The sequence below is a fragment of the Embleya sp. NPDC005971 genome, from assembly GCF_040629175.1.
Taxonomy (GTDB): domain Bacteria; phylum Actinomycetota; class Actinomycetes; order Streptomycetales; family Streptomycetaceae; genus Embleya.
This window is the reverse complement of sequence record NZ_JBEXUX010000056.1, coordinates 1-13,325: the sequence shown is the minus strand read 5'-3', so window position 1 is coordinate 13,325 and position 13,325 is coordinate 1. Positions and strand designations below refer to the sequence as shown.

Below are 13,325 nucleotides of genomic sequence, written 5' to 3'. Positions count from 1 at the left end.
CGGCCGGCGCATGAGGCCACCCAGCCCCGCCGGCGCATGAGGCGAAACAGCCCGGCCGGCGCATGAGGCCACCCAGCCCCGCCGGCGCATGAGGCAAAACAGCCCGGCCGGCGCATGAGGCCACCCAGCCCCGCCGGCGCATGAGGCAAAACAGCCCGGCCGGCGCATGAGGCCAGATCAGCCCGGCCGGCACCTGAGGCCAAAACCCCTAACCCCGAAGGTGCAGCTTCGCCAACGCCACGCGACCAACCGCAAGCTGCCGAACCGACACCGACTCGACCCGCCCACTCCGCCCCACCACGCCCATCGGATACACCGGCGGCAACACCACCGCATCGCGAGCCACGATCTCCCCCGCGACCCGCGTGAGTGTCGCCCGCCGAGCCGTATCCGCCATCCCCCGAGCCTGCTCGACCAACCGGTCCAGCTCCGGATTCACGTACCCCGTGCTGTCCACACTCGTCGACACCGCCGCCGACAACACCGCAAAGCCCGTCCGCCCGACCGCATACCCCGACCCCCGCAGATCCACGAGCGCCACATCGAAGTCCCCGGTCCGCCGCCGCGCAGCCCACGTCGCCGAGTCCACCTTCTCGACCACCACGGTGAACCCGACCCGGTTCCACCCCTCGGCCAACACCCGCGCCACATCCGGCACTTCCGCAGCGTCCCCGACCACCGCAAGCAGCGTGAACCGCACCCCCGGCGACCCCGCCACCGGCGCCTCGCCGAACATCGCGGTGACCCGCTCCGGCTCCACCGTCGGCCCTGCGGTCGCACTCGGACTCGGCTTGGGGGACGCGGTCGGCGAAACCCCGCGACCGTAGGGGGTGTACTCCGGGTCCCACCCCTCGTTGCCCGGCCCCAGCGGCCCCTGCCCGATCACCGCGTCCCCCCGGTAGACCTCCTGCGACACCCGGGTCCGGTCCATCCCGAAGGCCAACGCCCGCCGCACCGCGACGTTGTCGAACGGCGGCCGGCGCAGATTCGGCAACACCACCAGGTCCGCCGGCCCGCTCGCGGCCTGCACGTACGTGCCGTCGCCCTTGCGCAACCGCCGCACCTGCTCCGGCGTCGGCCGCGGGTACACCCGGACACGATCCGCCTTCAGATCGGCCACCCCGTCGGCCGAGACCCGGAAATCGATGCCCTCCAGCGGCGCGGCCTTGCCGTGATGCTCGGGATCCCGGCGCAGCGAGACCACTCCCCCGGCCGCACTCACGAGCCGGAACGGCCCGGTACCCACCAACGCCCGAGGATCACCCAGCGTCGCCCGATGCGGAATCGGCAGGCAGGCCAGGAAGGCCCGCAACGCCCCGAACGGCCTGGGCAGCTCGATCCGTACCGTCTGCGCGTCCAGTGCCTGGATCACGCCGAACCGACCCGCCAGCCACGGCGCCCAGTCCCCGGCCGTCGCCGGATCGCCGACCCGGCGCAGGCAGTCCACCACGTGCTCGGCGGTGAACGGATCGCCGCCGTGAAAGCGCACCCCCGCGCGCAGCCGGATGGTCCAGCTCAACCCGTCCGGCGCGATCAGCGGATCCGCCCCGGCCAACACCGGCCCGATCGTGGTGTCGTCCCGGTAGGTGTACAGCGCCTCGACCACGGGGTCGGCGATCCACCGCGTCGACTCGGCCGTCGAGTGCACGGGGTTGAGCACCTCGGGCAATCGCGGCAGGCCCACCACGAGCGTGCCGCCCGTGCGCAGCTCGTTGCCGGAACACGCGGCGAGCAGGCCACCGGAAGCCGCGACCACCCCCGTACCGGCCCCGAGGGCGAGCAGGCGGCGACGGGACAACGGCATCCGGCGGTCCTTCCCAGACGACCCGGGCAAGCCCGGACCGGCGTGTGTCGATCAAGCGGTGAGGACGATCTTGCCGAACAGATCGCCCTCGGCCAACCGACGGAACCCCTCGCGCGCCTCGGTCAGCGGCAACACGGTGTCGATCACCGGCCGCACCCCGCCGTGCGCGCACAACCGCAGCAGACCCGCGAGTTCGTCCTTGTCGCCCATCGTGGAGCCGACCACGCGCAGTTCGTGGAAGAAGATCCTGGTGAGTTCGGCGGCCTGCGGCCGGTCGCCCGAGGTGGCACCGGAGATCACCAGCGTGCCGCCGGGCCGAAGGCTCTTGACCGAGTGCGACCAGGTGGCCGCGCCGACCGTCTCCATCACCGCGTCGACCCGCTCGGGCAGCCGGGCTCCGGACGCGAAGGCCGCGTCGGCGCCGAGTTCGAGCGCGCGGGCCCGCTTGGCCTCGTCCCGGCTGGTCACCCAGATCCGGTAGCCGGCCGCCTTGCCGAGCACCACCAGCGCGGTGGACACCCCGCCGCCGGCTCCCTGCACGAGCACCGTGCCGCCGGGCCGCACGCCCGAGTTGGTGAACAACATCCGGTACGCGGTCAGCCACGCGGTGGGCAGGCAGCAGGCTTGCTCGAAGGACAACTCGGCGGGCTTGGGCAGCAGGTTCCAGCGCGGTACCGCGACCTTCTCCGCGAAGGTGCCGTCGTAGCGCTCGGTCAGGATCGACCGGGGCTCGTCGGTGCCCAGGCCGCCGATCACCGAGTGCACGACGACCTCGTTGCCGTCCTCGTCGATCCCGGCCGCGTCGCAGCCCAGGATCATCGGCAGCCGCTCCGAGGTGATGCCCACACCCTTGAGGGTCCACAGGTCGTGGTGGTTGAGCGACGCGGCCTTGACGGTCACGGTCGTCCACCCGGGTGGCAGCCCGCCGTCCTGCCCCGGTTCGGGGCGTTCCCCGAGCCGAAGGCCGGTCAGCGGGTCCTGGGTGTCGATGCTCACGGCGGTCACGGCAAACATGGGAGGCACCCTACTGACGACGTGTGCGGCCCGCCCGCTCGGGCGGGCCGCACACGTCCACGGGTCGCCGCGGATGCGTGTCGATCATCGGACGGTCGGCGAGGAGCCGTCGGACGATCACCGATCCACGGGCCGCGGCTCAGATACGTGCGACGCCGTCGCGGCGCGCGGCCTCGGCCACGGCCTTGGTCACCGCCGGCGCCACCCGCTCGTCGAACGGCGAGGGGATCACCTTGTCCGGCGCGAGCTCGTCGGCGACGACCGCGGCCAGCGCCTCGGCGGCGGCCACCTTCATCCCCTCGGTGATGCGCTTGGCGCGCACCGACAGGGCACCGGCGAACACGCCCGGGAAGGCGAGCACGTTGTTGATCTGGTTCGGATAGTCGCTGCGCCCGGTGGCCACCACGGCCGCGTACTTGTGCGCCAGATCCGGGTCGATCTCCGGGTTCGGGTTGGCCATCGCGAAGATGATCGCCTCGGGCGCCATGGTCGCCACGACCTCCTCGGGCACCTTGCCCGCGGACACCCCGAGGAAGACGTCGGCGCCGTTCATGGCGTTCTCGATGCCGCCCTTGAGCTTGGCCCGGTTGGTCAGCTCGGCGATCATCCGCTTGATCGGCGTGAGGTCGTCCCGGCCCTCGTGCACGATGCCGCGGCTGTCCACCACGCACAGGTCGCCGATGCCCGCCTCGATCAGGATCTTGGCGATCGCAATGCCCGCCGCGCCCGCGCCGGAGATGACCGCGCGCAGGTCGCCGAGCCGGCGTCCGGTCACCGTCGCCGCGTTGCGCAGCGCGGCCAGCGCGACGATCGCGGTGCCGTGCTGGTCGTCGTGGAAGACCGGGATGTCCAGCCGCTCCTGGAGCCGGCGCTCCACCTCGAAGCAGCGCGGGGCGCTGATGTCCTCCAGGTTGATGCCGCCGAAGGAGGGGGCGAGCCGGGCGATGGTGTCCACCAGCTCGTCCACGTCGGTGCACGAGAGCGCGAGCGGCACGGCGTCGATGCCGGCGAACTCCTTGAACAGGATCGCCTTGCCCTCCATCACCGGCAGCGACGCGGCGGGGCCGATGTCGCCCAGGCCGAGCACCGCGGTGCCGTCGGTGATCACCGCGACCGTGTTGGCCACCCACGTGTAGTCGTGGACCAGTTCCGGGCTCTCCGCGATGGCCGTGCACACCCGGGCCACGCCGGGCGTGTACGCGAGGGAGAGGTCGTCCCGGTTGCGCACCGGAACGGTCGAACGAACTTCCATTTTCCCGCCGCGGTGCAGAGCGAAGACCGGATCGAGTTCGTCCGTCGCCATGCTGTCCGTCGGGATGATCTCCGCTGCCACAGTGACCCCTTTGTCGACATTGTCAGTAGAAGTGCAGCTCTCGAAACGCGATCGCAGGCTGCATGCCTCAGCGACATCGGCGCTTCGTGCAGCGCACATGATCCGGCTGAGGTTACGGGGGTCACCCGTGACGCCGATTTTGGCACACCCCCCGAATGGGGGTACTCCAGGGCGGTGAACCGATTACCACCGTTTTGTGATGGCGCGTCAGACCCCTTCTCGCAACTGGCCCAGACGGTAGCGCCACGCCCAGTACGCTGACAGTAACCGCCGCCACATCCGACCCCGCCGACCCGTGCGAAACGCGGGCTCGACGGCACCGGAAGGCATCCGCCCGGGGTCGGGCCGGCGACCGCGACCGAAGGACAGTCGTTGGATCTCTCCGCCTACGCCGAGCACGCGGTCCGGCTGGTCAACACCGAGCAGCCCGCGCGCGGCGAGGACCTGCTGCGCTCCCCCGAGGACGTACTCGCGCTGATCGCACCCGTTCGGCGCATCCCACCCCGGGTGACGGACGCCGACGTGAGTCGGCTGCGCTCGGTGCGCACCCGGCTGCGGGCGGTCTTCGCGGACGCCGCGGCCGACCGCGAGGCGGACGCCGTCGCCACCCTCAACGGCCTGCTCGCCGAATTCCCCGTGCACCCGCGACTGACCGGCCACGACGCGAGCCCGTGGCATCTGCACCTGGCGGGCGACGCGGTGGGCGCGGCCGAGGGTTTCGCCGCGATAGCCGCCATGGGCCTGGCCGTTCGGCTGAGCGCGCACGGCATCGACCGACTGGGCGTGTGCCGGGCCGCACCGTGCCGGAACGTCTTCCTGGACATGTCCGCAAATCGCTCCCGCCGGCACTGCTCGGATCGGTGCGCCTCGCGGACGAACGTGGCGCTGCATCGGGCCAGAATTCGGGCCCGAGACCCGGAATCGGAACGACATACCTGACATTTGCGGGTTGGCGGCCGACGGACTGTGGCACATGTACATGGACGGCGCGATCTCGCAGTGCGAAATTACCAAAGTCGGGTACACTACGTACTCGTCAAATCACATATCGTGACGTACCGTTCGGGTAGACAGTCGCCTCGCTCGTTCCCGCACCCGTTCCCGCATCGGTGACGACAGTTGTCGGCCGGCGCGGTAGCGTCGCTGGGGTTCCCCCCGACATCGGTGGTGACCGCCCGGCGGCCACCCACAGCAGCACCTTGGAGGTGAGGGTGTCCCAGCGATCCGCACACACGGCGGACGAAGCCGGCACCGGACAGCGGGACTTCGTCGAGGTCCGACTGCCTGCCGAAGGTGCCTATCTCTCCGTTCTGCGCACCGCGACGGCGGGCCTCGCGGCCCGCCTCGACTTCACCCTGGACGAGATCGAAGACCTGCGCATCGCGGTCGACGAGGCGTGCGCGATGTTGCTCGACCAGGCGGTGGCCGGCGGAGTGCTCTCCTGCGTGTTCAACCTGGTGGGCGACGCGTTGCACGTCACCGTGTCCGCGCCGACCACGGACGGCCGAACACCCGCGCGCGACACGTTCGCCTGGACCGTCCTGTCGGCGCTGGCCGGCGAGGTGGACGCGACGGTGAGCGAGGACAAGGTGGTCAGCATCAGCCTGCACAAGAAGCGCGGTGGCGGGCCGGAGCAGACGTGAGCAGTGGTGTCGAAGGCGCGGCCAACGAACCGCAGCCGAGCGCGGCCTCACCCGACGAGGCCGCCGGGCGCGGCCGAGGGGAGGGTGAGGGCATGGTGAGCGACGCGAGCATGACGATGGACGGTGGCGTCGAGGCGACCGGGCCGGACAAGCCGGCACAACCTGCCGGATCCGCCGGGCCCACGGGACCGGCGGTGCCGAACCGGCGACGCGCCGGTTCCGAACGCCACGCCCACGACCGGGAGATCGCGCGCGGCCTGTTCGCGCAACTCGCGGTGCTCGAATCGGACCCGCCCGCGCGGGCCGCGGTGCGCGATCGACTGGTGGAGATGCATCTGCCGCTGGTCGAGCACCTGGCCCGCCGGTTCCGCAATCGCGGCGAGCCGTTGGACGACCTGATCCAGGTGGCCACCATCGGCCTGATCAAGTCGGTGGACCGATTCGACTCGGATCGTGGGGTCGAGTTCTCGACCTACGCGACGCCGACCATCGTCGGCGAGATCAAGCGGCACTTCCGGGACAAGGGCTGGGCGGTGCGGGTGCCGCGCCGACTCCAGGAGCTGCGCCTCGCGCTGACCTCGGCCACCGCCGAGCTCTCCCAGCGCAACGGCCGTTCCCCCACAGTCGCCGAGCTCGCCGTGCAGCTGGGGATCTCCGAGGAGGAAGTGCTCGAGGGCCTCGAATCGGCCAACGCCTACAGCACGCTCTCGCTGGACGTACCGGACACCGACGACGACTCGCCGGCCGTCGCCGACACGCTGGGCGCCGAGGACGACGCGCTCGAGGGCGTGGAGTACCGCGAATCGCTCAAGCCGCTCCTGGAGCAGTTGCCGCCGCGCGAGAAGAAGATCCTGCTGCTGCGCTTCTTCGGCAACATGACCCAGTCCCAGATCGCGCAGGAGGTCGGCATCTCGCAGATGCACGTCTCGCGACTGCTCGCGCGCACCCTCGCGCAGTTGCGCGAGCGGTTGCTCGTCGAGGAGTAGCCCGCGGCCACGACGAGGACCCCGGACCGAGGTCGGTCCGGGGTCCTCGTCGCCGTGCGGCGCGGCCGAAAGCTGCGGGCGGCGACTCAGGCCCGATGGGCCTGGTGGCGCGCTTCGAGCGCGTTGTACATGCCGGGTGTCGCAAGGACGCCGATGGTGACCACACCCACGATCATGGTCAGGATGCCGATCACGAGTTGATCGGCCTTGATCAGGTACCACCCCATGCCGACCACGATCAGGTTGGCGGTGATCGCCGGCGATCGGCTCCAGCGCCGGCCGCGCAGCATGCCCACGAACGCGGCGACTATCCCGGCGGCGAGGATCAGCAGGTAGATGCCGATCGCGACGCCCTCCGACGCGTTGGTCGGATGGCCGAACTCGCTGCGGAAGGTCAGATAGAGGGAGTATCCGAGGAGTGCGAACGCCTCGACACCGACCACCGCGGTGCAGATGCGCCAGGTGAGGGGGAGGACCCCGGCGGGGCCCGACTGGTCCTGGGCGGAAGGGCTCTCGGTCACCCCAAGACTGTAACCGGGGCCGGCGCCCGGGCGATCCATGGGCGCCCCGCCCGGACCCATGGGAGCCCTACCCGTCGGTAGATACGCTGGTGGCATGCGCGCCCTTCTCGTGGTGAACCCCAAGGCCACGACCACCAGCGAACGCACCAGGGACGTCCTGGCGCACGCGCTCGCCGGCGATCTCAAGCTCGACGTGGTCGCCACCGAGCATCGGGGGCACGCCACGGAACTGGCCCGACAGGCCGCGGACGACGGCCTCGATCTGGTGATCGCGCTGGGCGGCGACGGCACGGCCAACGAGGTGGCCAACGGACTGCTCGCCGCCGGTCCGGCCCCCTCGCTGCCGGCGGTGGCGGTGGTCCCGGGCGGCAGCACCAACGTGTTCGCGCGCTCGCTCGGGATGCCCAACGATCCGGTCGAGGCGACCGGCCTGCTGTTGGAGGCGCTGCGCGCGGGTCGCAGTCGGGAGATCGGACTGGGCCTGGCCGACGAGCGCTGGTTCCTGTTCTGCGCCGGCATCGGATTCGACGCCGAGGTGGTCGGCCGGGTGGAGGAGCGTCGGGCCGGCGGTCGGCGCGCGACGCCGGGTCTGTACGTACGGTCCGCGTTGCGCCGGTTCTACGGCGAGCGGGACTCCCGCAGACACGGGACGCTGACGCTGGAGGTGCCCGGCGCGGAGCCGATCGAGGGAATCTGCCTCGGGATAGTGCAGAACACGGTGCCGTGGACGTTTTTGCACGACCGGCCGCTGAATCCGTGCCCACAAGCGTCATATGACACCGGATTGGACCTCTTCGCGCTCACCCGGATGTCAACACTGCCCACATTGCGCCATCTGGCCCGGATGCTGGGCTCCACGGGTAATGCTCCACATGGGCGTCACGTCGTGTCCCTGCACGACTGCGATGCGTTCACTCTTCGGACTGAAGAACCTGTTTCCCTTCAGGTCGATGGGGACCATCTGGGAGAACATCGGAGTGTGACCTTCCGGGGGGTTCCCCGTGCACTGCGTGTGATTGTGTGAGTGGAAGGGCCTTTTGGCCTTTCACTCGAACGCAAATACCGGTTCACCCCTTCGATGTAGTGGTGTGACCTAGTCGACACCGATGATTTAAAAAATCCTGGCCCAAGGGGGTTGTATCGGCGGCCGAGGTTTGTAAGGCTCTACGAGGCGGCAGGGACGTGGCCGAAAGGTCATCTTCACCGCCCGAATCCACTGCCAAACCTGGGGACCGACTTCGTCGGCCCCTTGCTTGTCGGGGGGTTCGTGAAAGCGTTCACATTCACAAGCCACAGCGGGGCCGGAAGCCCCCGCTGACCCACGAGGAGTTGGACCGCATGGACTGGCGCCACGTTGCTGCCTGCCGTGACGAAGACCCGGAGCTGTTCTTCCCGATCGGCAACACCGGTCCCGCTCTGCTTCAGATCGAGGAGGCGAAGGCGGTCTGCCGCCGTTGCCCCGTGATGGAGCAGTGCCTGGGCTGGGCTCTCGAGTCCGGTCAGGACGCGGGTGTGTGGGGCGGTCTGAGCGAGGACGAGCGTCGCGCTCTCAAGCGCCGCGCCGCCCGCAACCGTGCCCGTGCCTCCGCCTGATCGACCGACAGGCTGAACACTCCGGGGACTTGATCACCGGAAACACTTGATCATCGGAAACACCAAAGCTTTGCCGCAGTTGCCCCGCCAAGGTCCGATCGGACCAGGGCGGGGCAACTGCTTTTCCACGTACGGAAGTTTCCCGGCGTCGCGAAATCGGGCCGGCGGGCCCGAATGCGATCGGGCTCAGCGGCGCTGGCGGATTTGCAGGTCCAGGGTGACGATCGTGCCGCCAGCCGGATTGGGCACCATGTCGAAACGGCCCGCGAGTTCGCTGCCGACCAGGGTGCGCACGATCTGCAGACCGAGGTTGCCGGAGACCTGCGGATCGAAATCGGCCGGCAGGCCGATCCCGTCGTCGGTGACGGTGATGAGCAGGCGTTCCGCGCGGCGTTCGGCGTGCACCTCCAGGGTGCCCGCCCGGTCGGTGTAGCCGGGGTCCTCGAACGCGTGCTCCAGGGCATTCTGCAGCAGCTCGGTGAGCACCATCGCCAACGGCGTCGCGGTCTCCGCGATCAGTTCGCCGAAGTTGCCGTGTCGGGCGGTGCGCACCCGCACCGAGGACGCGGCGACCTCGGTGACCATGGACAACACCCGGTCGGCGATCTCGTCGAAGTCCACCCGCTCGTCCAGCGTCTGGGACAACGTCTCGTGCACGATCGCGATCGAGCCGACCCGGCGGACCGCCTCCTCCAGCGCGGCCCGGGCCTGCGGCGCGTCCATCCGGCGGGCCTGCAGGCGCAGCAGCGCGGCCACCGTCTGCAGGTTGTTCTTCACCCGGTGGTGGATCTCCCGGATGGTGGCGTCCTTGGTGATCAGCTCGCGCTCGCGCCGGCGCAGCTCGGTCACGTCGCGCAGGAGCATGATCGCGCCGATCCGCTGCCCGCGCGGCTTGAGCGGGATCGCGCGCAGTTGCACCACCGCCGCGGGCGTCTCCACCTCGGTCTCGCGCGGGGCCCAGCCGCTGGCGACCGCGGAGATGGCCTCGTCCACCGGGCCCTCGTGCGGCGCCAGTTCGGCGGTGATCCGGCCGAGGTGGCAACCGACCAGGTCGGACGTCAGGCCGAGGCGGTGGTAGGCGGAGAGCGCGTTGGGGCTGGCGTACTGCACGATGCCGTCCGCGTCGAGGCGGATCAGGCCGTCGCCCACGCGCGGCGACGCGTCCATGTCGAGCAGTTCGCCGGCGTGCGGAAACGTCCCTGCGGCGATCATCTGCGCGAGATCCGCGGCGCTCTGGAGGTAGGTCAATTCCAGCCGGCTGGGCGTGCGGGCGGTCAGCAGGTTGGTGTTGCGCGCGATCACACCGATCACCCGGCCCTCCCGGGAGACCGGGATCGCCTCGACCCGCACCGGTACGTCGTCGCGCCACTCCGGGTCGCCCTCGCGCACGATCCGGCCCTCGTCCAGCGCCGCGTCCAGCATCGGCCGCCGCCCGCGCGGGACGAAGTCGCCGACCAGGTCGTCCTGATGCGAGGTGGCGCCGGTGTTCGGCCGCATCTGCGCGACCGCGACGTACTGCCCGTCGCTGGTCGGCACCCACAACACCAGGTCCGCGAAGGACAGGTCGGCGAGCAGTTGCCACTCGGACACCAGCAGGTGCAGCCACTCCAGGTCGGCGGTGGGCAGCGCGCCGTGACGGCGGACGAGATCGTTCATGGAGGGCACACGCGCAGCGTACTTTCCACCACGCCTGCGATCCTGGCCGCCCCACTTCGCCGCACCTGTGAGGTATCGATGTCCACCCAATCGCCCACCCCCCGGCAGCCGCTCGGCGGCGGCGGTCATCCGCTCGACTGGCTGGACATCCGCGAGAAGCAGCGGATCGAGGCCGGTCTGCGCCGCCGGCTGCGGCCGCGCGCGGCGACGGCCGGCGGGTTGGATCTGGCCGGAAACGACTACCTGGGCCTGTCCCGCGACGAGCGGGTGATCGAGGCGACCGTGCGCGCGGTGCGCACGTGGGGCGGCGGGTCGACCGGGTCGCGGCTGGTGACCGGGTCCACCGAGTTGCACGCCGAATTGGAGGCGGAGCTGGCCGACCACATGGGTGCCGAGGCGGCGCTGGTGTTCTCCTCCGGCTACCTGGCCAATCTCGGGGTGATCGCCGGGCTGGTCGGCAAGGGCGGCCTGGTCGTCTCGGACGCGATCAACCACGCGTCGATCGTGGACGCGTGCCGGCTCTCCCGGGCCCGGGTGGCGATCACCGGGCACCGGGACGTGGCGGCGGTGGCCCGGGTGCTCGCGGAACGGGCCGAGGAACGCGCCCTGGTGGTCGTGGACGCGGTCTTCTCGGTCGATGGGGACATCGCCCCACTCGCCGAGCTTGCGGCCGTCACACGGCGATACGGCGCCGTCCTGCTCGTGGACGAGGCACACGGGCTCGGCGTGGTGGGTCCGGGCGGCCGGGGCGCGGTCCACGCGGCCGGGCTCGCGGGGGCGGACGACGTGGTGCTGACCGCGACGTTGTCCAAGGCGCTGGGCTCGCAGGGCGGTGCGGTGCTCGGGCCCGCCCGGGTGATCGAGCATCTGGTCGACGCGGCGCGGCCGTTCATCTTCGACACGGGGTTGGCGCCGGCCTGTGTGGCGGCGGCGCTGGCGGCGTTGCGGATCCTGCGCGCGCAGCCGGGGCTGGCCGACGCGGTACGGGCGAACGCCCGCGCGCTCTCGGCGGGCGCTCGGGAGGCGGGCCTGCGGGTGACCGAGCCGGAGGGCGCGGTGGCGTCGGTGCTCATCGGCGAGGCACAACTCGCCTTCGACACCGCAGCGCGCTGCGCCGAGGCCGGCGTCCTGGTCGGCTGCTTCCGACCGCCGTCGGTGCCGGACGGCATCTCCCGACTGCGGCTGGCGGCCCGCGCGGACCTGACGTCGGCCGACCTGTCGCGGGCCCTGTCGGTGCTGCGGTCGGCCACCGGCTGAGGTCCGGCCTGCCCTGGCCCCGCCCCCGGCTCGTTCCCCCGGGCCTTCCTTCGGTTCGCCATCACCCGCCCCGATAACCACCGATATACGTGGCATGTCCCTCGACATTGGTCTAGACAACTAGGATTGGTCTGAACCAAAATGGGCGGCGGCCTCCCGGCCCGCACCGGGAGGCCGCCGAACGCTCGGCCGCGTAGCGGTCCCGCAGGGAAGGAAGGGCACGCGTGGCCGGCATTGGGGCACCTCGCGTGCTTGTGGACGGGGCGCTCGTCGGCCCGGCCGAAGTGGGTGTGGAGCAGGGGCGGATCATCGGCGTGACCGAGGGCCCCGGCGGTCCCGACACCATCCGACTGCCGCACGGTGTGCTCACCCCGGGTCTGATCGACATCCAGCTCAACGGCGCGTTCGGACACGACTTCGTGGCCGCCGACGCGACCGCGTGGCGCGAGGTCGCCGCGAAGCTCCCGTCGACCGGGGTCACCGCGTTCTGCCCGACCTTCATCACCGGCGACCTGGACACGCTCACCGCGGCCCTCGTGCGGGCCGCCGAACTGCGCGCCAAATTCGCCCTGGAGCCCATCGCGCGCGACCTGGGCGTGCACCTGGAGGGGCCGTTCCTGTCCCCGGCCCGGGTCGGCACCCACCCGCCGCAGTACCTGCGTGAGCCCACCCCCGAGCTGGTCGACCGCCTGCTGCTGGACGACGCGGTCCGCGAGGCACTCACCCTGATCACCCTGGCACCCGAACTTCCCGGTGCGCTCGAGGCCATTCGGCGCATCGTCGCCACGGGGATCCGAGTCTCGGCCGGACACACGGACGCGACCGCCGCCGAGATGTCCGCCGCCGCGGACGCGGGCGCGACCATGGTCACCCACCTGTTCAACGCGCAACGCGGTCTGGGCCACCGCGAACCGGGCGTGGTCGGCGCGGCGTTGAGCGACCCGCGGCTGACCCCCGGCCTGATCGCGGACCTGCACCACGTGGTGGGCCCGGTCTGCTCGCTGGTCCTGCGCGTCGCCGGCGAGCGCACCGCCCTGGTCACCGACGCGATGGCCGCCGCGGGCATGCCCCCGGGCCGCTACCGCCTCGGCGACGTCGACGTGACCCTGGTCGAGGGCGACGTCCCGCGCAACCTGGACGGCACGATCGCCGGCTCCGCCCTGACCCTGGACCTCGCCGTCCGCAACCTGATCGCCCTGGGCAACCCCCCGGCCCGAGTCCTCACCTGCGCCACCCGAGTCCCCGCCGACGCCCTCGGCCGCCCCGACCTGGGCCGCCTCTCCCCCGGCACCGCCGCCGACCTGGTCTGGTGGAGCGACGACTGGCAAATCCTGAAGACCTGGGTGGGCGGCGTGGTCGCCTACGAGGCCGACATCTGACACACGAACCCGAACGGGCGAGCGCCGCGAAGGGGCTTCACGGCGGCGCTGGGTCGCGAGCCGGCCCGACACGCGCCCGGCGTCGAGCCCGACAGGTGGGCCCGGGTCGCGAGTGCAACGACACACGAGCCCAACCCGA

At 71.2% G+C, this 13,325-nt stretch carries 12 protein-coding genes; 7 read left to right on the top strand and 5 right to left on the bottom strand.

What is annotated here, in order from left to right; translation table 11 throughout:
- Positions 1–208: 208 nt before the first annotated feature.
- From ABZ374_RS35830 to ABZ374_RS35820, 3 genes are all read right to left on the bottom strand, one after another.
- A complete protein-coding gene (locus ABZ374_RS35830) occupies positions 209–1,804 on the bottom strand; it encodes an ABC transporter substrate-binding protein (RefSeq protein WP_360319384.1) in 1,596 nt (531 codons plus the stop codon).
- A gap of 51 nt (positions 1,805–1,855) precedes the next feature.
- On the bottom strand, positions 1,856–2,818 hold the full coding sequence (locus ABZ374_RS35825; RefSeq protein WP_360319382.1) for a zinc-binding dehydrogenase: 963 nt from the start codon (positions 2,816–2,818) through the stop codon (positions 1,856–1,858).
- Between the two features lie 139 nt (positions 2,819–2,957).
- The gene (locus tag ABZ374_RS35820) at positions 2,958–4,121 is read right to left on the bottom strand and encodes an NADP-dependent malic enzyme (RefSeq protein ID WP_360319470.1); all 1,164 of its coding nucleotides are present in this window, start codon (positions 4,119–4,121) and stop codon (positions 2,958–2,960) included.
- 402 nt (positions 4,122–4,523) lie between these two features.
- On the opposite strand from ABZ374_RS35820, the gene ABZ374_RS35815 reads away from it, so the two are divergent.
- The 3 genes from ABZ374_RS35815 (at position 4,524) to ABZ374_RS35805 (ending at position 6,780) form a co-directional block, all read left to right on the top strand.
- Complete coding sequence (locus ABZ374_RS35815) at positions 4,524–5,090, top strand: CGNR zinc finger domain-containing protein (RefSeq protein WP_360319380.1); 567 nt, start codon at positions 4,524–4,526, stop codon at positions 5,088–5,090.
- A 272-nt stretch (positions 5,091–5,362) separates the two neighbouring features.
- Positions 5,363–5,794 (top strand): anti-sigma regulatory factor, encoded by a 432-nt coding sequence (locus ABZ374_RS35810; protein ID WP_360319378.1) that lies wholly within the window; start codon positions 5,363–5,365, stop codon positions 5,792–5,794.
- Entirely contained in the window at positions 5,791–6,780 is a 990-nt protein-coding gene (locus ABZ374_RS35805) for an RNA polymerase sigma factor SigF (protein ID WP_360319376.1), read from the top strand. The genes ABZ374_RS35810 and ABZ374_RS35805 overlap by 4 nt, the downstream gene beginning before the upstream one ends.
- An 86-nt stretch (positions 6,781–6,866) precedes the next feature.
- Here the strand turns inward: ABZ374_RS35805 and ABZ374_RS35800 are convergent, their stop codons facing one another.
- Positions 6,867–7,301 (bottom strand): hypothetical protein, encoded by a 435-nt coding sequence (locus tag ABZ374_RS35800; protein ID WP_360319374.1) that lies wholly within the window; start codon positions 7,299–7,301, stop codon positions 6,867–6,869.
- A 94-nt stretch (positions 7,302–7,395) separates the two neighbouring features.
- Between ABZ374_RS35800 and ABZ374_RS35795 the strand changes: the two genes are divergently transcribed.
- Both ABZ374_RS35795 and ABZ374_RS35790 read left to right on the top strand, forming a co-directional pair.
- Positions 7,396–8,325 (top strand): diacylglycerol kinase family protein, encoded by a 930-nt coding sequence (locus ABZ374_RS35795; protein ID WP_360319372.1) that lies wholly within the window; start codon positions 7,396–7,398, stop codon positions 8,323–8,325.
- A 314-nt stretch (positions 8,326–8,639) separates the two neighbouring features.
- Positions 8,640–8,894, top strand: a complete 255-nt coding sequence (locus tag ABZ374_RS35790) for a WhiB family transcriptional regulator (protein WP_020557388.1) — start codon at positions 8,640–8,642, stop codon at positions 8,892–8,894.
- A 186-nt stretch (positions 8,895–9,080) separates the two neighbouring features.
- Here ABZ374_RS35790 and ABZ374_RS35785 read toward each other — a convergent pair whose 3' ends face one another.
- A complete protein-coding gene (locus ABZ374_RS35785; protein WP_360319370.1) occupies positions 9,081–10,550 on the bottom strand; it encodes a histidine kinase N-terminal domain-containing protein in 1,470 nt (489 codons plus the stop codon).
- Between the two features lie 78 nt (positions 10,551–10,628).
- On the opposite strand from ABZ374_RS35785, the gene ABZ374_RS35780 reads away from it, so the two are divergent.
- Together ABZ374_RS35780 and nagA are read left to right on the top strand one after the other, a co-directional pair.
- Complete coding sequence (locus tag ABZ374_RS35780) at positions 10,629–11,807, top strand: 8-amino-7-oxononanoate synthase (protein ID WP_360319368.1); 1,179 nt, start codon at positions 10,629–10,631, stop codon at positions 11,805–11,807.
- 224 nt (positions 11,808–12,031) lie between these two features.
- Positions 12,032–13,186: an N-acetylglucosamine-6-phosphate deacetylase gene (nagA, locus tag ABZ374_RS35775; protein WP_360319366.1), complete on the top strand. Its 1,155-nt coding sequence runs from the start codon at positions 12,032–12,034 to the stop codon at positions 13,184–13,186.
- The last annotated feature ends 139 nt before the right edge of the window (positions 13,187–13,325 follow it).